Raw genomic sequence first — 25,645 nt, forward strand, 5'->3', positions numbered from 1 at the left:
GATGACGGGAGAACAGATATTTGCCTGATTACCGGCAGAACCCCCGCGTCCCGGCGAAAGGGACGCGGGGGTTCTGCCGTTTGAAGGCCGTAAAAACGGCAGAAATCCCGCGAGGGGTTCGTCGAGACGCGGGAGTTCTGCCGTTGTGAGGTGCTTTTCTATGTTCCGACATAGTCAAGGTGTGCGAGTACCATCGTGACGGTTTGTGTGTAGGTATGAATAAACACCTCAGAGTAAGTACTTAAGTACTCGAGAACGCAAGTACCGAACGATTACGCAAAAGAATCAGTATTAAGAGAGGTTTCGATGGCGGTTCGTGGAGATATCCGTAATGTGGCGATTGTGGCTCACGTCGATCACGGCAAGACCACCCTGGTCAATGCCATGCTTCAGCAGTCGCACGTGTTTTCCGAGCGTGAGGAAGTGCCGGATCGTGTAATGGATTCCAACGATCTGGAACGCGAGAAGGGCATCACCATCCTCGCCAAGAACACGGCCGTGGAATACACCGGTCCGCTGGCCGCCAAGTACGGCCACCCGGAGGGCATCACCCTCAACATCATCGACACCCCCGGCCACGCCGATTTCGGCGGCGAGGTCGAGCGCGGCATCTCCATGGTTGACGGCGTCGTGCTGCTCGTGGACGCCTCCGAAGGCCCGCTGCCGCAGACCCGCTTCGTGCTGCGCAAGGCCCTCGAAGCCAAGCTGCCGGTCATCCTGTGCGTGAACAAGGTCGACCGCCCCGACGCCCGTATCGAAGAGGTCGTCGGCGAAACCTCCGACCTGCTGCTCGGCCTGGCCGACGACGTGCAGCACGAGGGCATCGACCTGGACCTTGACCAGCTGCTTGAAATGCCGGTCATCTACTGCGCCGCCAAGGCCGGCTACGCCTCCGTGAACCAGCCCGCCGACGGTGGCCTGCCGGACAACGACAACCTCGAGCCGCTGTTCGAAACCATCATCTCCACCATCCCGGCCCCCGAATACGAGGAGGGCGCCCCGCTGCAGGCTCACGTGGCCAACATCGACTCCTCCGACTTCCTCGGCCGACTCGGTCTGGTCCGTATCTACAACGGCACCCTTGAGAAGGGCAAGACCTACGGCCTGTCCCGTGTGGACGGCTCCCTCGAGAACTTCCGCGTCTCCGAACTGCTGCGCACCCAGGGCCTCGAGCGTATCCCGGTCGAATCCGCAGGCCCCGGCGACATCGTGGCCGTTGCCGGCGTTAACGACATCATGATCGGCGAGACCATCGTCGACCCCAACGACCCGAAGCCGCTGCCGCTCATCCATGTGGACGATCCGGCCATCTCCATGACCTTCGGCACCAACGACTCCCCGCTGGCCGGCACCGAGGGCAAGGACCACAAGCTCACCGCCCGCATGATCAAGGACCGTCTGGACCGCGAGCTCATCGGTAACGTGTCCATCAAGGTGCTGCCCACCGACCGTCCCGACGCTTGGGAAGTCCAGGGCCGTGGCGAGCTGGCGCTGGCCGTGCTTGCCGAGCAGATGCGCCGCGAAGGCTACGAGCTGACCGTCGGCCGTCCGCAGGTGGTCACCAAGAAGATCGACGGCGTGATCAACGAGCCGATGGAAAACACCACCATCGACGTGCCGGAAGAGTACATGGGTACCGTCACCCAGCTCATGGCCGACCGTAAGGGCCGTATGGATGGCATGACCAACCACGGCTCCGGCTGGGTCCGTCTGCAGTTCACCGTGCCGTCCCGTGGTCTGATCGGCTTCCGCACCGCGCTGCTTTCCGCCACTCGTGGCACCGGCATCTCCTCCTCCATCTCTGCCGGCTACGCGCCGTGGGCTGGCGCCATCACCATTCGCCAGAACGGTTCCATGGTTTCCGATCGCAAGGGTATCGCCACCCCGTACGCCATGCAGCGTCTGCAGGCCCGTGGCAACTTCTTCGTCGAACCGCAGTCCCCGGTGTATGAAGGCCAGGTCGTGGGTGTGAACAACAAGCCCGACGAGCTGGACGTGAACATCACGCTGGCCAAGCACATGACCAACATGCGTTCCTCCACCGCTGACGTGCTCGAAACCCTGACCCCGCCGATCAAGATGAGCCTTGAGGAGTCCCTGGACTTCGCCAACGAGGACGAGTGCGTGGAAGTCACCCCGGAGTCCATCCGCGTGCGCAAGATCATCCTCGGCCGTGAGGACTGGTACAAGTGGCGCGCCAAGCAGCGCCGCCAGAATGCCGCCCAGCAGGGTAAGTGATTTGGTGCGGCTGTAGCCGACCATTCTCTCTAGCTCCCCTCTCTGAGGGGAGCTAAGTTTATTCCTCACCAAGTCATATCCCCACCTATACTGAAACGCATGACTGTGAAGAGCACTACTGAATTGCGTCCGTGGTCGTATCGCCAGAACGCGCTGGTCAAATCGTTGATCACGATTGCGGCGGGCGTGGCTTCCGCCTTTGTGGGCACGTTCGCCCACCGTATGGGTGCGGAACTGAATATTCCGTATGGTCTGGTGCTGGCGTTTCTGCTGATCGGCCTATCGACATGGTGCGCCCGTTCGCGCATGGGCGCGGTCGGACTGGCCCTGCACCTCATCGCCTCCTCACTGACCGCATGGGGCATGGCGCTGACCACCACATCCGGCAAAGCGCTCATCGTCGCCGGATTCCAAGGCGACATGCCGTTCTTCTCCCAACATGCCGGCTACATCTGGCTGTACGGCCTGATACTGGTCCAAGTCGTCCTGCTCATTCTTCCCGCCCGCTGGTTCGTTATTCCCACTCATTCTGAATCGCGCGCGTAACTATATATGGCGGCACATTTCCGGGAATGCGTCGCGTATCGGCGGGCGTAGGGGATTACGGCCGCTACCATAGAACTTTATGGCACGCATGAAACTGTTTTACTTGGGCCCGGAGGGCACCTTCACCCATCAGGCGGCAATGACGGCCGCCGACCAGTTCGCCACACTCGGCGACTTCGACCTCATCGCTCTGCCCGACGTGCCCGCGATCATGCAGGCCGTACAGTCGCGCCAAGGCTGGGGCGTCATCGCATGGGAAAACAACGTCGAAGGCTATGTGGTCCCGAATCTCGACGCGCTGATCGACGCCCCCAACGCGGCCGGCTTCGCCCGGATCAGTGTGGACGTGGCCTTCAACGCCTTCACCGTGCGCGGCCACAGCATCTACGACTGCACCGGCAACCCCGTCAGCGCCCACCCGCACGGTCTGGCCCAATGCACCCGGTTCATCGCCGAACACCATTTGCAGCCCGAACCCGCATCCTCCAACGCCGCCGCCTGCCGCGACCTGAAGCCCGGCCGCGTGGCGCTCGGCCCCAGCATCTGCGGCGAACTCTACGATCTCGACACCCTCGCCGAACATGTGCAGGATTTCGATGGCGCGCACACCGAATTCCTTGTCATCGCCCCGCGTGATGTGGTCCAGGAACTCAACGCCCGCGCCCACAGCAATGACGCCGGCGACTTCGAAACCATCATCACCTTCATCCCGCTGGTCACCGGCCCCGGCGTACTCGCCGACCTGCTGGACGTCCTGCGCGATGCGGGACTGAACATGACCAGCTTCATCTCGCGCCCGATCAAAGGCCACGACGGAACCTACAGCTTCATCGCCACCCTTGACGCCGCCCCCTGGGAGCCGAGATTCCGCACCGCACTGGAAGAGATCGCCGGACACGGCGACTGGGCAAAAACCCTGGCCGTCTACCCACGCCGCGAACGCCCGAACCCGCCGGTCGACGCCTGGATGCTGCCCGAGGGCGGCGTCCACATCACCAATCGCGCGCCGGAAGGCTGGCAGTACACCGAGGAAGCAAGGAAGGAACTGCTGTGGTAGATACAGTCGGAATCGTCGGACTCGGATTGATCGGCGGCTCGCTCGCACGCCGCCTGACCGAGCGCGGCGTGCGCGTCGTCGCGTGGAACCATCGCCCGCACCCCTACGCCCAGGCCGAAGCCGATGGCATTTTCTGCAAGAGCACGCTCTCCGAACTCATGGATGCCGAGCCGGATGTGGTCGTGCTGTGCAATCCGCTCAAGGCGATGCCCGCAATCCTCGCCGCCCTGGCCCCGCTCATGGGCGACCATCCGAACACCACGCTCACCGACGTGGGCTCGGTCAAGGGCATGGTCCGCGATCAGGTCAAGGCTGCCGGGCTGGGGAAGTGCTACGTCGGCGCCCATCCGATGGCCGGCAACGAACTGTCCGGCTGGCAGGCCGCCGACCCGCATCTGTACGACGGTGCCCTATGGGCCATCACCGTGGACGAGTCCACGGACTACCGCCGCTTCCTCGACGTCGCCGCGATGATCACCAAGGACGTCGGCAACCGCGTCATCGTCGTGGACGACGAAACGCATGACAAGGCCGCGGCGATGATCTCCCACATGCCGCATGTGGTGTCCACCGCGCTGATCAACGAACTGGTCGCCAACCCGGACCGCAACATCGCCGCCGCGCTGGCCGCCGGCTGCTGGAGGGACATGACCCGCGTGTCCCTGACCGACCCGGACCGCACGCGCGCGATGGTCGAGGAAGACTCGCTGAACGTCGAAGCGCTGCTGCGCCGCATGGCGGCACGTCTGACCGATATGGCCGACCAACTGCACGCTGGTGCCGCCGGCGAGCAGGATGTGATGGGATTCTTCGCCGAAGGCGACCCCTTCCGCCGGTACAAGGCCGCCGTGACACATGCCGGCATCACCGCTGCACAAGACGGTACGGCCACCGCTGCGCCGCAAGCCGGCACAACTGCCGCCGGATTCCCGGAACGCGAGCTCGCCGTCCCCGAAGCCGGCTGGCAGCAGACCCTGCTGTTCTCCGCACGCCGAGGAGAAGCCATCACCGGCTTCGTCCATCCACGTCAGGCCATCATCCAACTGCGCCCCGCCATGTAACTGCGTACCGCCATGTAGGCCCGTGCGCAGGTTCCCCTCGCCGCCTGTCACGAAGAAGGCCGCGCGAGGGGGATGAAGTTCCCGCTTGTTTTCGTGAGAAGACCGTGTGGCTCCGCTGTTCGAAAGGCTCAAAGGAGTAAGGTAGTCTGTACCGTTTTTCGGGAAACGCATCGAAGTTGATGCGGCGAATGGTTAAGGGGGATGATGACGTATGACGTTACCAAGGCAGATTCCGGCCGGTGCCCGCGTGGTGGTGCGCATCACCGACGGCATTGACCCGGTCGACCACCGTATGAAGTTCCGCGACTATGTGGGTCACGTGGTTTCCTGGGACGGATACACGTTGGAGATGGTGCGTGACGCCGCCGCCAATGGTTCGCGCCCGGCCCAGAACGTGACCATCCATCAGGAACAGATTGCCACATTGAAACCCGTGCCGGAGCGGCGCAACACGCCACCCCGGCCGTAACCCAAGGCCATAAAGAATTCGGAGGAGAACGAGAGTGTCATCTACGCAGTTCGACGGCGATATCGACTCCTTCGTCTCCTATCTGAAGTCCAACCGCGGCCTGTCAGCGAATACGCTCAAAGCGTATCGCGCGGATCTCACGGCATGTCTGCACCTGTTCGAGCTGCGCGGCGTGACCGATCTGAACGAGATCACGCTGGATGATCTGCGTAGCTGGATGGCGGTGGAATCGCGCGATCACGCCCGCAGCAGCATGGCCCGCAAAACCGTGGCCGTGCGCGGGTTCTTCGCGTGGGCCTATGAGCATGGGGTGACCAACACCGACCCGGCCGCCACACTGATGACTCCCTCGATTCCCAGCACGCTGCCCGCGGTGCTCACCGAATCTCAAGCTGAGCAGTTATTGGATGTCGCCGAACAGGCCGTTGCAACAAACCAGTACAAGGGCGATGGGGGAGCGGCAGCCGCGTCCGGCAGTGGCAGCGGCAAGGCAGTCGGCAAGACAGCTGATAAGTCAGCCGACACCGTAAACCGCAACGAGGCACCCGCCCGTGCAGACAAGCGCGACAGCGCCCGAGTCGTCGCCGAATCGCAGCGCAACGCCGCGATTCTCGAACTACTGTATGCCACCGGCATCCGTGTCGCCGAACTGGTGTCGATGGATATCGTTGACGTCGACTTCTCCAATCGCACCATCAAAGTCACCGGCAAAGGCAACAAGCAACGCGTGGTGCCGTTCGGACTGCCCGCCCAGCGTGCGCTGGAGACTTGGCTTGAACAAGGGCGGCCTGTACTGGCCCGTACGGCAACGGATGCAGCCAAGTCCCGTGCTACCAACGCCCTGTTCCTCGGCGCACGAGGCGGCCGTATCGACCAACGCATAGCCCGTGACATCGTACACAGAGCGGCCCGAGAGGCCGGCGTACCGGACATCAGCCCCCATGCGTTGCGCCATTCGGCGGCCACGCACATGCTGGACGGCGGTGCCGATCTGAGGGAGGTGCAGGAGATGCTCGGGCATTCCTCCTTGAAAACTACACAACGCTATACGCACGTCTCCATCGAGCAGCTCAAGAACCGTTACGGACAGGCCTTTCCCCGGGCATGACCACTATGTGGGCATTGGTTAACAAACTTAGCAAAGACCGAACCTAGCCGGTAAAAGCCCCCGAATTTTACATGGGTGTAACAAAAATACGCTGCTTGTCTCCCAAGTGCGCAAAAATGACAGGTAACAGCAACGGGGTTGGGCGTCCGAAGCGGCGGGAAGCGTAAGTGTCCCGACGATGAGGAAATCCGACCCCGTTCGCATGAGGCGAGGCTGAAACGCTTCGCAACCTAATGAATAGGAGAAATCATATGAAGAAGAAAGCTCTTGCTTTCGCTGCCATGGCTTGCTCCGTGGCCATGCTGCTGAGCGCCTGCGGCGGTTCCAACAGCAACGCTGCCTCCGGTGACACCGCTGGCTCCAACATCATCACTGCGTACAACTCCGAACCGCAGAATCCGCTGATCCCGGGCAACACCAACGAAACCGGCGGCGGCAAGCCGGGCGACCTGCTGTTCTCCCGTCTGGTCTCCTTCGACAAGGACGGCAAGGCTTCCAACGAAGTGGCCGAGTCCATCACCCCGAATGATGACGCCACCCAGTACACCATCAAGATCAAGTCCGGCTGGAAGTTCACCGACGGCACTCCGGTGACCGCTGAGTCCTTCACCAAGGCCTGGTCCTACGTGGCCAACGTCAAGAACGCCCAGAAGTGCTCCTCCTTCTTCTCCACCATCAAGGGCTACGATGGGCTCCAGGCTGATGGTCTGAAGGGTGACGAGCAGCTCTCCGGCCTCAAGGTCGTGGACGACACCACCTTCACCGTCGACCTGAACCAGTCCGACTCCGTGTTCCCGATTAAGGTCGGCTACTCGGCCTTCGCCCCGCTGCCTGAGTCCTTCTACAAGGACCCGAAGGCCTTCGGCGAGGCTCCTGTGGGCAACGGCCCGTACAAGTTCTCCAAGTGGGACCACAACAAGGAAATCGCCCTCGTCAAGAACCCCGACTACAAGGGCAACGAGGACGTCAAGAACGATGGCGTGACCTTCAAGGTCTACACCGACGACTCCGCCGCCTACCGCGACATTCAGGCCGGCAACCTCGACGTGATGGAGTCCGTCCCGGCCGCCTTCACCAAGACCTTCAAGACCGACAAGAAGGTCCAGGCTTACTCCGAGGCCGGCTCCGTCATCCAGACCTTCACCATCCCGTCCTCCCTTGACCACTTCAAGAACGACGAGGAAGGCCAGCTGCGTCGTCAGGCCATCTCCATGGCCATCAACCGTGACCAGCTCATCGACAAGGTGCTCAACGGCAACGCCACCGCCGCCACCGAGTTCACCTCCCCGAAGACCCCGGGCTACTCCGACTCCCTCAAGGGTGCCGACAACCTGAAGTTCAACGCCTCCAAGGCCAAGGAACTGTGGGCCAAGGCTGACGCCATCTCCAAGTACGACGGCCAGCTCACCTTCTCCTACAACGCCGATGGTGGTGCCAAGCCGCTTTACGACGCCGTCGTGAACCAGCTCAAGAACAACTTGGGCATCGACGCGGCCACCAACCCGATCCCGACCTTCCAGGAATTCCGTGACGCGGTCACCAACCGTCAGATGAAGGGCGCCTTCCGTACCGGCTGGCAGCCTGACTACCCGTCCGCCGAGAACTACCTGTGGCAGCTGTACTCCACCGCTGCTGCTGATGGCAACGGCTCCAACGATGGTGACTACAAGAGCCCGGCCTTCGATGACCTGTGCAAGCAGGCTGCTGCCGCTTCCAGCACTGATGACGCCAACAAGCTGTACCAGCAGGCTGAGGAAATCCTCCTCAACGACCTTCCGGCCATCCCGCTGTACTACTCCAACGCCTCCGGTGTGGCTTCCCTCAACGTGAAGTCCGGCTACGCCTTCGATTGGCAGAACCTCCCGACCTACACCGAGATGTCCAAGAAGTGAGTCTGACTCACTGAACGGATACCGCTAGGTAGTTCGGAAATAAAGGGCGAGGATCGCAAGATCCCCGCCCTTTTTGTTGTGTGCGGGGTGCTTGCTCACGCCATCGGGAACCAAGTTAAAGGATCCACTATCCGACCGCAACCATGGACATATCCACCAGCATTGCCCAATCTCAAACCTTGCGTTAACGCAAATTTACATATCACAGTCCGGGCATGCGGTAAACTGTCGGAGTATTTATCGACCGGCGGGGGCGTACTATACCCTTTCTGGCCGGTCTAGGAAATAAGGAGCAACCGTATGGGTAAGTATCTTCTGCGACGCATTCTGCAGATGATTCCCGTGGTTCTCGGTACGACTCTTCTGGTATATGCCCTTGTATTCGCCCTGCCGGGCGACCCCGTCAAGGCCATGTTCGGAGACAAGCCTGTCAATGAGGCCGTCGCAGCCCAGATCCGCGCAGAATACCATCTCGACCAGCCGTTCATCGTTCAGTACTTCATCTACCTGAAGAATGCACTGACCCTGAACTTCGGCGATACCTTCGCCGGCCAGCCCGTTCTCGACGAAATCACCCGCGCCTTCCCGGTCACCATCAGGCTCGGCTTGATGGCGTTCGTGTTCGAGGCGATTTTCGGTGTGGTCTTCGGCATTATCTCGGGCCTCAAGAAGGGCAAGTGGTACGACACCGTTATCCTGATCGTCTCTCTGCTGCTTATTTCCGTGCCGACCTTCGTCACCGGCTTCGTCATGCAATATGTCTTTGGTATTCAGTGGGCGATATTGCCGGTGACGGCAGGCGCCGACCCCGGCTTCCTTGATCTGCTCATGCCGGCCATGGTGCTCGGTTCGGTGTCGATGGCCTATATCATCCGACTGACCCGCTCCGAAATCTCCTCCAACATCGCCGAGGATTACGTGCGCACCGCACGCGCCAAGGGCATGTCGAACGGTCAGGTCATGCTGCGCCACGTGCTGCGTAACTCCCTGATTCCAGTCGTCACCTACCTCGGCCAGGACATCGGTGCCCTGATGGGTGGTGCCATGATCACCGAGCAGATCTTCAACATCCACGGCATCGGCTTCCTCACCTACCAGTCCATTCTGAAGGGCGAGGCAAACCTGGTGGTGTCCATCGTCACGTTGCTCATGCTGATTTTCGTAGTGTGCAACCTCGTTGTCGACATGCTGTACGCGGCCCTCGATCCGCGTATCCGTTACGCGTGATAGGGAGGAGTGAGTCACATGGCAAACGAAACCACTGAAAACGAGCTCAACCAGACCGGCGAGCCAGGAACCGAATACTTCATGGAAACCCTGCCCGGTCAGGACCGTTACGTAGCTCCTCTCGACGAGACCCCGTTGCAGGACGTCGATTCCGTCGACGAATCCGCACCGGCCACCAGCATGTGGGCCGACGCATGGCGAACCCTGCGCCGCAACCCGTTGTTCATCATCTCCGGCTTGCTGATCCTGTTCATCATCGTGGTGGCCATCGCCCCCGGTCTGTTCACCAAGCAGGATCCGAACGCCTGCGATCTGGGCAACTCCTTGAGCCCCGCCTCCGCCGGACACCCCTTCGGCTACGACCTGCAGGGCTGCGACGTGTACACCCGCGTGGTCTACGGCACCCGTACCTCACTGTCCGTCGGCGTGCTCTCCACGCTGCTGGTCGTGATTGTCGGTACCCTGATCGGTGCCGTCGCCGGCTTCTTCGGCGGTTGGGTCGACGCGGTGCTGAGCCGTATCACCGACATCTTCTTCGCGCTGCCTATGCTGCTCGGCGCCATCGTGGTGCTTCAGATGTTCAAGACCTCCAAGTCCATCTGGAAGATCGTGCTGGTGTTGACGCTCTTCGGCTGGGTCGGCGTATGCCGTATCGCCCGAAGCGCCGTGCTGGAATCGAAGAACCTCGAATTCAACACCGCCTCCACGGCCCTCGGCTCCACGCCTGCCAGGAATCTGTTCCGCCATATCCTGCCGAACTCCTTGGCCCCGATCATCGTCATCGCCACCACTTCGCTGGCCTCCTACATCGTGGCCGAAGCAACCCTAAGCTTCCTTGGCGTCGGTCTGCCGACCACCACGGTGAGCTGGGGTGGCGATATCTCCAGCGCACAGACCAACCTGCAGACCGATCCGATGGTGCTGTTCTACCCGTCCGCCGCACTGGCCATCACCGTGCTTGCGTTCATCATGATGGGCGACGCCGTCAAGGACGCCCTCGACCCGAAGAGCCGTACGGCCTGAGTGAGGGGAGTGGAGAATCATTATGACTGACAACACCAACGCCAAGATGCTGGCTATGCAGAAAGAGCATGGTCCGCTGCTCGAGGTCAAGGATCTGGCCATCGACTTCACCACTGACACCGGCAAGCCGGTGCATGCGGTGCGCGACGCCAACTTCACCGTCTACCCCGGCCAGTGGGTGGCCATCGTGGGCGAATCCGGCTCCGGCAAATCCACCTCCGCCATGGCTGTGCTGGGCCTGCTGCCCGGCACCGGTCACGTGGTCAACGGCTCCATCAAGCTTGACGGCGAGGAAATCGCCGGCGCCAAGCAGAGCGAGTTCGACAAGCTGCGCGGCACCAGGATGGGCCTCGTGCCGCAGGACCCGATGAGCAACCTCAACCCGGTGTGGCGCATCGGCACCCAGGTCAAGGAAGCACTGAAGGCCAACAACATGGACGTGGACCATGAGAAGCGCTCCGCCCTCGCCAAGGCCCTGGCCGGCGACGAGGTCGAAGTCAAGGGCAACGACGACGAGACCTTCCTCGGTGCCAAGGAACTGCCCGAGCTCATGACCGAGGCCAAGAAGGCTTTGACCGAAGCCGGCGTGTCCGGCGAGGCCTTCGACAAGGCCGTCGCCCGCTTCACCAACGAATGGGTTCCGGGCTCCGAAACCCGTTGGCGCGTGGCCGACGACCTCATCAAGGCCGGCGTGGCCGACGATCAGGCCTGGTACCTCGCCAAGAAGTACGTCATCGGCTCCACAATGGATGACCGTATCGCGGGTCTGCTGTCCGAGGCCGGTCTGCCCGACGCCGCTACCCGTGCCCGTCAGTTTCCGCACGAGTTCTCCGGTGGTATGCGCCAGCGTGCGCTCATCGCCATCGGTCTGGCCTGCCGCCCTGACCTGCTGATCGCCGACGAGCCGACCTCCGCCCTCGACGTGACCGTGCAGAAGCGCATCCTCGACCACCTGCACATGCTCACCGACTCGTTGGGCACCGCCGTGCTGTTCATCACCCACGATCTGGGCCTTGCTGCCGAGCGCGCCCAGCACATTGTCGTGATGTACAAGGGTCAGGTCGTCGAATCCGGACCGTCCCTGGAAGTGCTCCAGCACCCGCAGCACCCGTACACCAAGCGACTCGTGGCCGCCGCCCCGTCGCTGGCCTCCCAGCGCATCATCTCCGCCAAGGAGCGCGGTGAGAACGCGGACGCCCTGCTCGATCACCACATCGCCGGCGAAAGCACGCTTGAGAAGAGCGAGCACATCATCACCGTCGACCACTTGACCAAGGAATTCAAGCTGCCCCGCAAGAAGGAGATGTTCAAGGCCGTCGATGACGTGTCCTTCTCCGTCAAGCGTGGCACCACACTGGCCATTGTGGGCGAATCCGGTTCCGGCAAGTCCACCGTGGCGAACATGGTGCTTCACCTCCTGAAGCCCACCTCCGGCAAAGTGTTCTATGAAGGTCGCGACACCTCCACGTTCAAGTCCAAGGACCTTCTGGGCTTCCGCCGCCACGTGCAGCCGGTGTTCCAGAACCCCTACGGTTCGCTCGACCCGATGTACTCCATCTTCCGTTCCATTGAGGAGCCGCTGCGCATCCACAAGATCGGCGACAAGAAGTGGCGTGCCAACCGTGTCAAGGAACTGCTGGACATGGTCGAGATGCCGGCTTCCGTGATGGGCCGTTACCCGAACGAGCTCTCTGGTGGCCAGCGCCAGCGCATCGCCATCGCACGAGCCATGGCTCTGGACCCGGACGTCATCGTGTGCGATGAGGCCGTGTCCGCTTTGGACGTGCTGGTGCAGGACCAGGTGTTGCGCCTGCTCAACGATCTGCAGGCCGAAAAGGGCCTGAGCTACCTGTTCATCACCCACGATCTGGCCGTGGTTCGTCAGATCGCCGACGAGGTTGTGGTGATGCAGCACGGCAAGCTCGTGGAGCATGCCACCACCGACGAGGTCTTCGACCACCCGCAGAAGCAGTACACCCGAGACCTGCTCGACGCCATCCCCGGCGGCAAGCTCCAGCTTGGTCTGGACTGATAATCTGCGTTTGAGCGCATTGTATTGGGTTCTTTCCATCCGTGGAAAGAACCCAATATTCGTATGTGCAGGTTTGCATGATGGTTCGCGTGGGACGAAAACGCAAAAATCGGTGTTTTCCCGATGTTGTCCCACAATTTGTGGGACAACATCAACATCAATCGATAGACATGAGTGTTGTCCCACAGCAGATTTCTCACGAAGCCCGGAATTACGCCATTCTTAGTGTGGTCGATAATTACTCATGCTGTGGGGCGTGGGACGACCCGCGAAAATCGTCGATTTTCGGATGTTGTCCCACGGAATACGTCATACCTCGTATGTGATCGTGAGTGGGGCGTGATCGGACCAGCGTTTGTCATACGTGGGAGCCTTGTCGATGACGAATCCGCGTGCGGTCTCCGCCAGCTCGGGCGTGGCGAACTGGTAGTCGATTCTCCAGCCGACATTGTTGTCGAAGGCGCGCCCTCGTTGGCTCCACCATGTGTACGGCCCCTGAATATCACCGGCCAACGAACGCATCACATCCACGAACTCGTATTCGTCCAGCCATTTGTCCACGTAGGCACGTTCTTCGAGCAGAAATCCGGCGTGCTTCTCATTGGCCTTGGCGTTCTTGATATCAAGCGGCGTGTGCGCGATGTTGAAATCGCCGCATAATACAGCCTGCTTGCCGCCATGTGCGGCTTCATCACGAAGCGCGCCCATGCGGGCCAGCATAGTGTCCAGAAAACGATACTTCTGTTCCATTTTGGTCGGATCATCGGTGTTGCCGGCATGTATGTACACGGATGCCACGGTGATCGTATAGCCCTCAGGCGTTTTGACATCGGTTTCGATCCAACGCCCCGAATCCACATCCTCGCTCAGACCTGGCAGACCATATCGCTTGTCAAGCACTTCCAAGTCGGTGAGCAGCCCGACTCCCGCGCGGCCTTTCACCCGGCAGACCTCGTTCATGGCATGGAGGTCGGCCGGCGCGTCGATTTTGCCGGCGGTGGCGTATTCGAAACCAAATTCATCGAAAATAGAATCGACATCGTTCTGAGGCGCGCGAACCTCCTGTATGCACCAGACATCCGGCGCATGCTTGCCGGCCCAATCCTCGATGCCCTTGCGCTTGGCCGCACGAATGCCGTTGACGTTAGACGTGGTAATGGTGATGGTCATGCGGCCATACTATTGTGGCCTCCCTACGAATCGAACCGGACACCGGCGGCCGCGATGCTCAGCTTTCTCTAAGCCTGAGTGCTAGTGTTAGCAAGGTTGCAACCGTTACATGAAACGAGGAATTATGGGACTGTTCGGATTCGGCAAGAAGAAGAGCAAGAAGGAAGCCGAGCCGGCCGTTGAGCCTGTCGATGAAGACAAGGTGGCTGCCGCAGAAGCGAACGCTGCCGCAAAGGCCGAGAGCGCGGAGACCGTGCTCGCCGAGCCGGCCGACGAATACCAGGGCCGCGGCGAAGAGCGAGGCCCGTGGGACGTCAACGATGAGGACGTGCCCGATTATGACGATTATCTGGATCTGGGCGCCTACTACCTGCCCTTCCTCCAGGGCATCCAGCTGCGTATCAAGGCCAACCGCGCCACCCAGCAAGTGCTTGGTTCCACCATCACCTTCGGCTCCTCCAGCCTGGAGATCGAAGCCTTTGCCGCACCCAAGACCCTGGGACTGTGGGATGACGTTCGCGGTGACCTGCTTGAAGCCAACAAGGCCGCTTCTGAAGTGGACGGTGTGTTCGGCACCGAACTGAAGCTGCCGGTCAATGTCAAGGGCGGCAAGACCGTGAACACGCGCATCGTTGGTGTGGACGGCCCGCGCTGGATGCTGCGTGGCATCTTCTCCGGCAAGGCTGCTATCGATCCGGACAGCCCGGAGACCGAGGCGCTGAACAAGTTCTTCGCCGGCATCGTCGTCGAGCGTGGTGAGGAGCCTTTGGCGCCGCGCGATCTGATCCCGATGCATCCGCCGGTCGCCCCCGCTGAGCGTAAGGCCGCCAAGGCCGCGGCCGAAGCCGGCGAGGCGAACGGCAAGGAACACTTCAAGGACATTCCGGACAACAAGCCGAAGGGCCCGTTGAGCCAGGACCAGCAGACCGAAGTGAAGACCACGCTGTCTCGCGGCCCGATGTTCTCCGAAGTTCGCTGATTTATAGGAAGAGACTTGGCAGACAACAAACGCACCGGCCTGTCCGCTCTAGCCGACGCCGGCAATGAAGGCGAGGATTTCTCCGTCATCGACGCCATCGGTGGCCCGCGTGGCGTCATCGAATCCATGCTGCCTGGCGTGGTGTTCGTCGTACTGTTCGTGGCCACGAGCAATCTGAATCTCACCATTGCGGTTTCGGCCGTGTTGGCGGTATTGCAGGTTATTGTGCGACTGATTCAGCGCCAGTCGGTAATGGGCGCGGTCTCTGGTCTGGTGGCGGTAGGCATCTGCCTGATTTGGGCATGGCAGACTCATGAGGCCCGCAATTACTACATCTTCGGATTCATTACCAATGCTGGCTATGCCGCGTTGCTTGCCGTGTCGCTGATTGCGCGCGTGCCCGGACTGGGTTTGGTCGTCGAATTCATCCGTAGCCTGCCCACCGAGCATTTCAAGGCATGGTTCCATGACTGGATGGACGACAAGGCCCTGAAACGCGCCTATATGATTGTCACCGGCCTGTGGGTCGGTCTGTTCCTGCTGCGGCTGGTGGTGCAGGTGCCGCTGTATCTGACCAACCATGTAGCTGCACTCGGCGTGACCCGCCTGCTCATGGGCATTCCGTTCTGGGCATTGGCGATTTGGGTGAGTTACCTCATTATTGCCACGCCGATGCACCGGCATAAGGTCGCGGCTAGGAAGATACAGACTGAAGTCGCTGTTGATGCCGAACTCGAACCGAGCGCAACCGGAAAGGACGATGATGCAAGCTGAAGTTCGTATCGAACGATACGCCGACCAAGGCCGCTGTGTGGCCCATATCGACGGTCGTGTGGTGTTCGTCCGCTTCGCCTTGCCCGACGAACTCGTGCGAGTCGAGCTTGACGAGCCCCACGACCGGGACGACCGGTTCTGGACCGGCGAAGTCGTCGAGGTTCTCGAGCCGTCCGAAGACCGAGTCACCCCGGCATGGCCACTTGCCGGTCCCTTGGCGATGGGCGGGGGAGTGGGCGGCGCGGATCTCGTGCACGTCTCTTTGCCCGGCCAGCTCAAGTGGAAGGCCATCACCGTCTCCGAACAGATGAGCCGACTCGGCCATATCGACGTGGCCGTTCCCATCGAGCGCATGCCCGGCGACAAGGCAGCCGGCGGCCTCAATTGGCGTACCCGCATCGAAATGATTGCCGACGACAACGGCATGCCATCCATGCGCCGGCGCGGCACACACAACCGCGTGGCCATCGACACCATGCCGCTTGCCACGCGTACGCTGCTGGACGTCGCCAAGCGCGAACACGTGTGGGAAGGCGGCTTTGAACCCGGCTCCCAGATTCGTCTTTCCGTGCCCGAACCGCGCGGCGAGATCGTCGATACCGCGGCAGCAGACGACAATTACGCCGTACTTGTGGACGGCGAACTGCGCGCCGGCTCCCAGCTGCTCACCGAACAGGTGACCATCAACGGCACGACCTTCGACTATCAGGTTGACGCCAACGGGTTCTGGCAAGTGCATCGCCAAGCGCCGATTGCCCTTGGTACGCACGTGATCAATCTGGTCAACGGGCAGCTGCAGTCAGCGGCGGACGCCGTAATCTGGGATCTGTATTCCGGTTCCGGCCTGTTCACCCTGCCGCTGGCCACAATGACCGGTGAACGCACCCGCATGCTCAGCGTTGAAGGCGCGCGTGTGGCCGTCAAGAACGCCCAGCGCAACCTGCGTGCCATGAACCTGAACGACGTGGACGCCCGCGCGGGTGATGTCTCGCGCACGCTGGACCATGTGCCGGCGCATCTGGCCAAGCCGAATGTCGTAGTGCTTGATCCGCCGCGTGCCGGTGCTCGTGCCAAGGTCTGCTGCCAGATTGCCGCGGCCGGCGCATCCAGCGTGGTCTACATCGCCTGTGATCCCACCAGCCTCGCACGCGACACCGCGACACTCATCGGCGAAGGCTACGAGCTCAAAGACATCCGTGCCTTCGACATCTACCCGATGACCCACCATGTTGAGACGGTGGCCCTGTTTACCCGCTGACAGGTGAGCATATGACACGACGAATTCTCGGATTGCTGGCCTGCATGGCGGCTGTGTTGTCCCTGGCCGCCTGCACGCCGGCCGGTAGGGCGGTCGGCGATACCCAAGACAGCATGCCGGAAGTCGCCCACGATTCCACACATCCCACGGATGTCACAGTCGGCTTTGTGGGGTCGACTGACACCGCCGCAGACGAGTTCGTCATCAATGCGCTGTCTGATGACAAACTCAATGTCTACTATGCCTCGCTCGAAACATCCGCAAGCTCGGCAAACGCAACTGATGGTGTATCCGGTGAAACCGAATCTTCTGACGCCGGCACTACCAGCGAAAACGGTGCCGATAGTATGGATGCTCATACTGGCGTCGACAAGAATGCGGCCACCGCACAGCAGGGTGTTGCCGATTTCGTAGCTCGCGCGGTCAAAATCGTGGTTATCAGCGGCATCGACGTTACCGACGCCAACCGGGAGAGCTGGAACCAGACGTTGACCAATGCGCGTGAAGCCGGTATTCCAGTCGCTCTCATTGATCCAAAGCATGCGCCCGAAGATGAACTGCTGTACGCCGTCATCCTTCACCTCAACACCAACAGTGCCGATTCTGGCGACACTGCCGATACCAAGCCAATGACTATTACTGACGCCGTGCTCACCATCACGCGCGACGAACCCCACGAACGCGAGATCAAAGTCACCGTTTCCTGAGCCGAATCAGGCCCTTGAAGCTGAGAAAGCACCCTGAATCATCCCTGAGCCTTAGCGGATTGCGGAACAAGACGCGGTAGGCTGGGGAATATGAGTGCAACAACAGCCGTGGAAATGCCTGAGATCGGAGCAACCGGTCTTACCTCCAAAGAAGTGGTGCAACGTATCGAAAGTGGCCAATCGAATGCGGTGAAAACATCCACCTCGCGTTCGGTTCAAGATATCGTGCGAGCCAACGTGTTCACGCTGTTCAACGGCATCATCTTCGCCGCGATGGTACTGGTGCTGATCACCGGTTCCTGGAGGGACGCGGTGTTCGGTTTCGTCATCATCATCAACACGGGCATCGGCATCGTCACCGAACTCAGGGCCAAGCGCACGTTGGATAAGCTTTCCATCCTTGTGGCCTCCGAATTCCTCGTGCATCGTGACGGCAGGGACGTGGAGGTGCCCCACAACGAGATCGTGCTCGACGACCTGCTGTGGATCCGTGCCGGCGAACAGGTGCCGGCCGACGGGCAGATCATCCAGACCTGGGGACTGGAACTCGACGAATCCATGCTCACCGGCGAATCTCGCACCGTGCGCCACAAGGTGGGGGAGCAGGTGTATTCCGGCGCCACCGCGGTCTCCGGCATGGCATTGGTCAAGGTCAATGCGGTCGGCAGCCATTCCTACGCCGCCACGCTCACCGCGCAGGCCAAGGTATACAAGAAAACCGTGTCCGACCTGAACAAGGGCATCAACACGATTCTGAAATTCATGACCTTCCTCGTGGTACCGCTGTGCATTCTGCTGATTCTTTCGCAGATTCATACGGTCGGCGGTTGGGGCACGGCACTCTCCACCGGCGAATGGCGGCAAGCCGTGGTTTCCGCGGTCGCCGGCGTAGTAGGCATGATTCCCGAAGGCTTGGTGCTGCTGACTTCGCTGAACTTCGCGGTGGCCGCCATGCGTCTCGCCCGTCACAATACGCTGGTGCAGGAGCTTGAATCCGTGGAGACACTGGCTCGCGTGGACGCGCTGAACCTCGATAAAACCGGCACGATCACCGATGGCGGCATCGCCTTCAACCGGCTCGTGATGCTCGGCTCCGCCAATGCGACTGCGGAACAGGCAGCCACGCAGTCTCTCTACGACTGCTGCAACGAAGAGCAGCCCAACGGCACCGGCCAAGCCGTACTCGCCGGGCTTAAGGCCCAAGGATATGGGGCAGGTGCGGTTGAGTCTCGTATCCCGTTCTCTTCGGCGCGCAAATGGAGTGCGGTGCGTAAATCCGGCGAGACCTGGTACATGGGAGCGCCGGAGGTTATTATTTCTGCGCTTGAGGGTGACTATTCGTCGGTGTTGCAGCAGGTTAACGAGTATGCCAATGACGGCAACCGTGTGTTGCTGGTTGCGCGGTCTACAGCGCCCCTCAGTCCGCTTCGCGGACAGCTCCCCTCGGAGAGGGGAGCCGAGAAGAGCGAGCTGGCTTCCCTCTCCGAGGGGAGCTGTCGCCAAAAGCGACTGAGGGGAGCAGTTGAGGGAGCCAATGTATCTGACGACCCGCAGCTCGACCCCAAGGCTGAGCCGATGGCGTTGGTGTTGTGCTCTGAGAAGATTCGCGAGGACGCCGAGCGGACGCTCGCTTGGTTCCGTGAGCAGGGTGTGCGCTGTCGTGTGATTTCCGGCGACAATCCAGTGACCGTGGGTGCCATCGCCCGCAGAGTGAAACTCACCGGCGACCATGAGCCGGTGGCGATGGACGCGCGCGAACTGCCTGAGGACGTGAACGAACTTGCCCGCGTGCTCGAAAACGTCGATGTGCTCGGCCGCGTGCTGCCCGACCAGAAGAAGGCCATAGTGCAAGCGCTGCACACGCAGAACCACGTGGTGGCCATGACCGGCGACGGCGTCAACGACGCGCTCGCCATCAAGGAGGCGGACCTTGGCATCGCCATGGGCAATGCGGCACCCGCCACCAAGGCCGTGGCCCAGGTGGTGCTGGTGGATTCGAAGTTCTCGCACCTGCCGGACGTCGTGGCGCGAGGCCGTCAGGTCATGGCCAATATGGAGCGCGTGGCCAGCCTGTTCCTCGTCAAAACCGTGTACTCCGCGCTGATCTCGCTCGGCGTAGTGCTGACGCAAATCCCATACCCATACCTGCCGCGCCATATCACGTATATCGGCGCTCTCACCATCGGCATGCCCGCGTTCATTCTGGCGCTCGCGCCGAACACGCGCCGCTATATTCCGGGATTCCTCAAGCGCGTGGTCACGTTCGCGCTGCCGGGCGGCATCGCCACCGCGCTGTCGGTGTTGCTGGCTTCATGGACCCTGCCGAACGTCATGGGCTGGGATGTGGTGAACAATGACGCCGATCTGTCGGCTTTGCGCGCCACCAGCGCCATTATTCTGTTTTTGATGGGCGTGTTTGTGCTGGCCCGTGTGGCGAGGCCGCTCAACAGCTGGCGAGGTGCGCTGGTCGCGGGGTTCGCGGCGGCCGGCATCATCGGCGCGTTCATCCCGTTCGTGGCGAACTTCTTCGCGCTGATTCTGCCTACCGGCACTGCGTTGGTGGCCACGCTGATTGCGTTGGGCGGCGCGGCCATGATTTTCGTGATCTGTCTATGGCTGGCTCCGCTGGTCGGCAGAATATTCGGCAATCTACTGCGCCAGCACGGTTTCAATATCTAATAGCGGCGAATTGTCTCACACTTCAAGCCGACACGCCAGAGCCTCGGTAACGTGCCCGTACCATGTGTAGCGGATAATCAGCGGCATCATAAGCCGATTCATGATTTCGGAGGAAGCATGTCCTTACGCGACGACCAGCTGGCTACCCTCAAGGCAGCCGGCAAGGACTTCGATTACTACAACATCGCCAATCTCGACGGCATCGATCATCTGCCGTACTCGCTGAAGGTACTGGTCGAGAATCTGGTACGCAACATCGACGGTGCCAACATCACCGACGAGCACGTCAAGACCCTGCTCGACTGGGATCCGAACGCCGAACCCAGCCACGAAATCCAGTTCACGCCGTCCCGCGTGATCATGCAGGACTTCACCGGCGTGCCCTGCATCGTGGACCTCGCCACCATGCGTGACGCGGTCAAGGACCTCGGCGGCGACCCGGAGGTCATCAACCCGCAGGTCCAGTCCGATATGGTCATCGACCATTCCGTGCAGATCGACAAGTACGGCATCGCCGACGCGGTCCAGCAAAACATGGACATCGAATACCAGCGCAACGGTGAACGCTACCAGTTCCTGCGCTGGGGTCAGCAGGCATTCAAGAACTTCCGCGTGGTGCCGCCGGGAACCGGCATTATCCACCAGGTCAACATCGAATACTTGGCCAAGGTGGTCATGAGCAAGGCCGAGGCCAACGGCAACACGCTCGCCTACCTCGACTCCTGCGTGGGCACCGACTCGCACACCACCACCGAAAACGGTCTGGGCGTGCTCGGCTGGGGCGTCGGCGGCATCGAGGCCGAGGCCGCCATGCTCGGCCAGCCGATCTCCATGCTCGTGCCGCGCGTGGTCGGTTTCAAGCTCACCGGCTCCATCCCGGAGGGCGTTACCGCCACCGATGTGGTCCTGACCATCACCGACATGCTCCGCAAGCACGGCGTGGTCGGCAAGTTCGTGGAATTCTACGGCGAAGGCATCGCCTCCGTGCCGCTGGCCAACCGCGCCACCATCGGCAACATGGGCCCCGAGTTCGGCTCCACCTGCGGCATCTTCCCGATTGACAACGTCACGCTCGACTACCTGCGCCTGACCGGCCGCTCCGAAGAACAGGTCGCGTTGGTCGAAGCCTACGCCAAGGCCAACAAGCTGTGGGGCGACGCCTCCGACCCGGATTACGTGGAACCGCAGTACTCCGAATACGAGGAACTCGACCTCGGTACCGTGGTGCCGTCCATCGCTGGCCCGAAGCGCCCGCAGGACCGCATTCTGCTCTCCGAAGCCAAGGAGATGTTCGAGAAGACCGCTCCCGCCTACGAGACCGAGAAAACCGTCAAGGATCCGGTGGCCGTGTCCACCGACTTCCGTGGCGATTTCGACATCGAAAACGGCGACGTGGCCATCGCCTCGATCACCTCATGCACCAACACCTCCAACCCGTCCGTGATGATCGCCGCCGGCCTGATCGCCCGCAACGCACATGCCAAGGGCCTTAAGCCCAAGCCTTGGGTCAAGACCTCGCTGGCCCCCGGCTCGCAGGTCGTGGCCGACTATCTGAAGGCCGCCGGCCTGCAGAACGACCTCGACGCGCTCGGCTACCAGCTCGTCGGCTTCGGCTGCGCCACCTGCATCGGCAACTCCGGCCCGCTGCTGCCCGAGATCTCCGAGGCGATCAACGCCAACGACCTGACCGTCACCGCCGTGCTCTCCGGCAACCGCAACTTCGAAGGCCGCATCAGCCCAGACGTCAAGATGAACTATCTGGCCTCCCCGCCGCTGGTCATCGCCTACGCGCTCGCCGGCACGATGGACTTCGACTTCGAAACCCAACCGCTCGGCACCGACGCGGACGGCAATGACGTGTACTTGAAGGATATCTGGCCCACCAACTCCGAGGTCGCCGCCGTGGTCGACGGCACTGTGAGCCGCGAGATGTTCCTCAAAGACTACGCCTCCGTGTTCGACGGCGACCACCGCTGGAAGGGCCTCGACGTGCCGGAAGGCGAGCTGTTCGCGTGGAACGACAAGTCCACCTACGTGCGCAAGCAGACCTTCTTCGACGGCATGAAGGCCACGCCGGACCCGGTCGCCGACATCCACGGCGCCCGCGTGCTGGCCCTCCTGGGCGACTCGGTCACCACCGACCACATCTCCCCGGCAGGCGCGTTCAAGGCCTCCGGACCGGCCGGCAAGTACCTGACCGAGCGCGGCGTGGAGCCGAAGAACTTCAACTCCTACGGTTCTCGCCGAGGCAACCACGAGATCATGGTGCGTGGTACGTTCGGCAACATCCGCCTTCGCAACCAGCTGCTCGCCTCCGTGGGCGAGGAGGTGACGCCCGGCGGCTTCACCTACGACTTCCTCGCCAAGAAGCCGACCACGATCTTCGAAGCCTCCCGCGACTACATCGACAACAAGGTGCCGCTCGTGGTGCTCGCCGGCAAGGAATACGGCACCGGCTCCTCGCGCGACTGGGCTGCCAAGGGCACGGTGATGCTCGGCGTCAAGGCCGTGATCACCGAAAGCTTCGAGCGCATCCATCGCTCCAACCTGATTGGCATGGGCGTGCTGCCGTTGCAGTTCCCGGCAGGCGAATCCTATGAGTCCCTGGGCCTCAACGGCACCGAGACCTACGATATCGCCGGCGTCGAGAAGCTCAACGAGGGCGTGACCCCCAAGACGGTCCACGTCACCGCCACCCACGAGGACGGCTCCAAGACCGAGTTCGACGCGGTGGTCCGCATCGACACGCCCGGTGAGGCCGACTACTACCGTAACGGCGGCATCCTCCAGTACGTGCTGCGCAACCTCATGAAGTGACTTATTCTGGCTCCCCTCTCTGAGGGGAGCTGTCAGCGAAGCTGACTGGGGGGGGAGTAAAGGTCGGTATCCACCAACGGATGCCGGCCTTTTTCATGCACGTCAGTATGCTATACTGTATAGCATCTTTGGAATGGAGGTTGCCATGACCATGGTCCAAATGAACGTTCGCATTGATGCGAAACTGAAGAACGAGGTCGAAGAAGTCCTCAAGGGCAAAGGCGTATCGGTGAGTGACGTAATCCGGTCGCTGTGGTTGTACATCGCCGACCGCAAGGAAGTGCCGGCCTTGGAAACGACCGCCGAAGAGCAGGCCCGCGAGGAGGAAAAGCAGCGCAAGCTGAAACTGATTCGAGAAGGTGCCGGATACGTGCACAAGGAACTGGTCAAGGCCGGACTGATCTCAGAAGACACCGACCTCATGGAAGGCCTTACCTACAAGCAGTTCCGCGATGAGATAGCTGACGAACGGCTGAAGGAATACAGGCATCAGTCGGACTATGCGCGTTATTTGGAGAAGGAGCGGAGTCTGTCATGAGGCAGTCAAAGCAGGTGTCGATCTTGTGCGACACCAATATCCTTATTTATTACATGCTCTGTACGCCTCGGTTCATCAAGGATGTCATGAAACTGTTCGAGCGATGCGTCGAGCGGGAGGTAAAGCTGTCCTGTGCGTCACTGTCGCTGAAGGACGTGTTCTACATCACCCCGGAACGATTCAAAGAACGATTCATGAATGACGAATCCATGGTCGTTGCGACCACCGCCAAGCTGATATTGCCGGAGGTGGCATGGTCGGGAATCAGCAAACTCAAGGAGCTCATGACAATCGTGCCGATTGGCGCGGAGGAATGTGAATTGGCGCAGTCGTTGCGGCACGCGCATAACGATTTCGAGGATGACCTTATTATCGCCGCCGCACAACAATCCGGGGCCACCTATGTGGTGACGTATGACAAAAAACTAGCCAAGCATTTTCCCGAATATTGCAAAACGCCGGCTGAAATCGTGGCGGCGCTGGCATAGACAAGCGTGTGGCTCCCCTCACGGAGGGGAGCCACCAATGATGTGCCGGCTACTGCGCCTGCAGACGGAACTGCTTCCAGATGTCACTGAGCTTCTGGCCGTTACGCGTGCGCTTCCACACGTCCAGACCGCCGCCGCGACGTCCTCCGGCGGCGGCACGGGCCGCGGCGGTCGGAGTCGGATATTCGGAGCCGTCATCCAGACGGAGACGACCGTTTTCGGTGACCGTGGCAAACCAGCGCTCGCCCTTGCGCGGCCGATCCCACACCAGACGCTCGCCCGGCACCAGAAGACCCGCGTCAATCACCTGCCGGATCGTGACGCGCCGCGAACTATGAGACGGCCGTGGAGAAGTCTTCGACAACTCATCGACATTCTGCTTGGTCAGATCACGGGCGTCCTTGTCATACCGGATGCCCCAGTATTCCACGATGAGTCGGACCGACTCTTCCTGCCGCGCCTCCAGCAGGGCAGGTGTGCAGTCAGCGAAATCCTTCAACTGATTGGTCAGCGGGAAACGACGTGAATCCGCGCGCAACAGCATGCGGTCGCGACGTGCCGGATATTCACTCAACCTGTCCAACTGATCCTCAGGGCCCTGCACCAGCGCCATATTGCCGAGTCGGTACATCCAGAAATCATGCTGATCCTGCGGCCAGTCCGCAAACGATTTCGACCGTTCGATATCCAACGGCATAATCGGCAGCGCACTGAACCGGCGTGGTCGATCCAACTGCATGCCGGCCTTCTGCTCGTTGGCGCGAATCAGCAGCAGACGGACCAAATCGCCGTCACCCTGCATCTCGCCATGCAAACGGACCAATGCGCCTTCACGGTCGCCGTCCGAGACATGCAACCCGTTCACGCGCTGGACCAAATAGCCCTTGTCAAGATCACGGATGGCGGCGTTCGCATAACCGCGCCGCTCCAACGCTCCAGTGCGATTCAGCGTGCGGATGCCGGTCACCTGTTCCAATGCGGTCAGAATTTCCAGCAGCCGACGCTCGTCATGGGCGCCCAACGATTCCAACGTGGCCGTGGTTCTGGCGATACGCGAGGCACGAACCACGAACGGCGACAAATCGGCGTCGCCCAGCCCGCGATACGAATTGACCAACGCCCACATGGCCACGGGCTTCCACTCGTGGCTGCGGTAATCGTCCAATCCCTCAAGCCGGCTACGCACCTCGGCGGGCAGTACGGTATCGCTGGGGCGCGCGATAATCCGCCACGCCATCGCGTAGGGTGCCAGCACCTGGTTGATGAACGTGGGCACCGTGCCTTTGTCGATGTACGGTTGCAGCACGTCGGCCAGGAAATCCTCGATGAGCTTGTCGGTGGCCGGCTTGTGCGTGAGCACGAGATGCAGATAGGCGAAGAATTCCTCACAGTCATGCGGATCGTCGCCAAGCGGGTCAATGATGTCATCCCAGCGGGCGGCGTACACGTCAAGTTCGGCGGTCGACAGGCTGGCCGTGGCGCGCGCCTTGAACACGTCTGACGGGGTGAGCGGCAGGCCGCGCATGTTCATCACGTCGAAGATGCGATGCGCGCCGTCGAGATCGTCGGTGGTCACGATGAC

20 protein-coding genes are annotated in these 25,645 nt (G+C 61.3%); 18 read left to right on the forward strand and 2 right to left on the reverse strand.

The window, feature by feature from the left end; all coding sequences use genetic code 11:
• Positions 1-306: 306 nt before the first annotated feature.
• The 10 genes from typA (at position 307) to Q5H31_RS04310 (ending at position 12,653) form a co-directional block, all read left to right on the forward strand.
• A complete protein-coding gene (gene typA, locus Q5H31_RS04265) occupies positions 307-2,238 on the forward strand; it encodes a translational GTPase TypA (RefSeq protein WP_007052606.1) in 1,932 nt (643 codons plus the stop codon).
• 99 nt (positions 2,239-2,337) lie between these two features.
• Entirely contained in the window at positions 2,338-2,784 is a 447-nt protein-coding gene (locus Q5H31_RS04270; RefSeq protein ID WP_007052607.1) for an alcohol dehydrogenase, read from the forward strand.
• A gap of 79 nt (positions 2,785-2,863) precedes the next feature.
• Positions 2,864-3,841, forward strand: a complete 978-nt coding sequence (locus tag Q5H31_RS04275; RefSeq protein WP_008783121.1) for a prephenate dehydratase domain-containing protein — start codon at positions 2,864-2,866, stop codon at positions 3,839-3,841.
• Positions 3,835-4,902 (forward strand): prephenate dehydrogenase/arogenate dehydrogenase family protein, encoded by a 1,068-nt coding sequence (locus Q5H31_RS04280; RefSeq protein ID WP_011068024.1) that lies wholly within the window; start codon positions 3,835-3,837, stop codon positions 4,900-4,902. The genes Q5H31_RS04275 and Q5H31_RS04280 overlap by 7 nt, the downstream gene beginning before the upstream one ends.
• A gap of 211 nt (positions 4,903-5,113) precedes the next feature.
• Entirely contained in the window at positions 5,114-5,371 is a 258-nt protein-coding gene (locus Q5H31_RS04285) for a DUF6725 family protein (RefSeq protein ID WP_007052610.1), read from the forward strand.
• A 34-nt stretch (positions 5,372-5,405) separates the two neighbouring features.
• The gene (locus Q5H31_RS04290) at positions 5,406-6,479 is read left to right on the forward strand and encodes a tyrosine recombinase XerC (protein ID WP_007058617.1); all 1,074 of its coding nucleotides are present in this window, start codon (positions 5,406-5,408) and stop codon (positions 6,477-6,479) included.
• Positions 6,480-6,730: 251 nt separating this feature from the next.
• Positions 6,731-8,371, forward strand: coding sequence for an ABC transporter substrate-binding protein (locus Q5H31_RS04295; protein WP_302457532.1), 1,641 nt, complete (start codon positions 6,731-6,733; stop codon positions 8,369-8,371).
• A gap of 300 nt (positions 8,372-8,671) precedes the next feature.
• Positions 8,672-9,598 carry an ABC transporter permease gene (locus Q5H31_RS04300; protein WP_007052614.1) on the forward strand — a complete coding sequence of 309 codons (927 nt, stop codon included), beginning with the start codon at positions 8,672-8,674 and terminating at the stop codon, positions 9,596-9,598.
• Between the two features lie 18 nt (positions 9,599-9,616).
• A complete protein-coding gene (locus tag Q5H31_RS04305) occupies positions 9,617-10,621 on the forward strand; it encodes an ABC transporter permease (protein WP_015713719.1) in 1,005 nt (334 codons plus the stop codon).
• 22 nt (positions 10,622-10,643) lie between these two features.
• Entirely contained in the window at positions 10,644-12,653 is a 2,010-nt protein-coding gene (locus tag Q5H31_RS04310) for an ABC transporter ATP-binding protein (RefSeq protein ID WP_061870389.1), read from the forward strand.
• A 309-nt stretch (positions 12,654-12,962) separates the two neighbouring features.
• On the opposite strand, the gene Q5H31_RS04315 is transcribed toward Q5H31_RS04310, so the two are convergent.
• A complete protein-coding gene (locus Q5H31_RS04315) occupies positions 12,963-13,823 on the reverse strand; it encodes an exodeoxyribonuclease III (protein WP_302457533.1) in 861 nt (286 codons plus the stop codon).
• 124 nt (positions 13,824-13,947) lie between these two features.
• Here Q5H31_RS04315 and Q5H31_RS04320 point away from each other — a divergent pair, with 124 nt between their 5' ends.
• The 8 genes from Q5H31_RS04320 (at position 13,948) to Q5H31_RS04355 (ending at position 24,063) form a co-directional block, all read left to right on the forward strand.
• Positions 13,948-14,802 carry a DUF3710 domain-containing protein gene (locus Q5H31_RS04320; RefSeq protein ID WP_302457534.1) on the forward strand — a complete coding sequence of 285 codons (855 nt, stop codon included), beginning with the start codon at positions 13,948-13,950 and terminating at the stop codon, positions 14,800-14,802.
• Positions 14,803-14,817: 15 nt separating this feature from the next.
• Positions 14,818-15,576, forward strand: coding sequence for a DUF3159 domain-containing protein (locus tag Q5H31_RS04325; RefSeq protein ID WP_008783114.1), 759 nt, complete (start codon positions 14,818-14,820; stop codon positions 15,574-15,576).
• A complete protein-coding gene (locus tag Q5H31_RS04330) occupies positions 15,566-16,834 on the forward strand; it encodes a class I SAM-dependent RNA methyltransferase (protein ID WP_161519689.1) in 1,269 nt (422 codons plus the stop codon). The genes Q5H31_RS04325 and Q5H31_RS04330 overlap by 11 nt, the downstream gene beginning before the upstream one ends.
• 11 nt (positions 16,835-16,845) lie before the next feature.
• Positions 16,846-17,541 carry a hypothetical protein gene (locus tag Q5H31_RS04335; protein ID WP_007055252.1) on the forward strand — a complete coding sequence of 232 codons (696 nt, stop codon included), beginning with the start codon at positions 16,846-16,848 and terminating at the stop codon, positions 17,539-17,541.
• A 90-nt stretch (positions 17,542-17,631) separates the two neighbouring features.
• Positions 17,632-20,220, forward strand: coding sequence for a cation-translocating P-type ATPase (locus tag Q5H31_RS04340; protein ID WP_100985104.1), 2,589 nt, complete (start codon positions 17,632-17,634; stop codon positions 20,218-20,220).
• A 117-nt stretch (positions 20,221-20,337) separates the two neighbouring features.
• Positions 20,338-23,037 carry an aconitate hydratase AcnA gene (gene acnA, locus Q5H31_RS04345; protein ID WP_114555089.1) on the forward strand — a complete coding sequence of 900 codons (2,700 nt, stop codon included), beginning with the start codon at positions 20,338-20,340 and terminating at the stop codon, positions 23,035-23,037.
• A gap of 145 nt (positions 23,038-23,182) precedes the next feature.
• The gene (locus Q5H31_RS04350) at positions 23,183-23,575 is read left to right on the forward strand and encodes a type II toxin-antitoxin system RelB/DinJ family antitoxin (RefSeq protein WP_013410773.1); all 393 of its coding nucleotides are present in this window, start codon (positions 23,183-23,185) and stop codon (positions 23,573-23,575) included.
• Positions 23,572-24,063, forward strand: a complete 492-nt coding sequence (locus tag Q5H31_RS04355; protein ID WP_007052625.1) for a type II toxin-antitoxin system VapC family toxin — start codon at positions 23,572-23,574, stop codon at positions 24,061-24,063. The genes Q5H31_RS04350 and Q5H31_RS04355 overlap by 4 nt, the downstream gene beginning before the upstream one ends.
• 49 nt (positions 24,064-24,112) lie before the next feature.
• Here the strand turns inward: Q5H31_RS04355 and Q5H31_RS04360 are convergent.
• Positions 24,113-25,645: hypothetical protein (locus Q5H31_RS04360; RefSeq protein WP_302457535.1), on the reverse strand; the 1,533-nt coding region annotated here is incomplete at its 5' end.

This window comes from uncultured Bifidobacterium sp., from assembly GCF_959020155.1.
Taxonomy (GTDB): domain Bacteria; phylum Actinomycetota; class Actinomycetes; order Actinomycetales; family Bifidobacteriaceae; genus Bifidobacterium.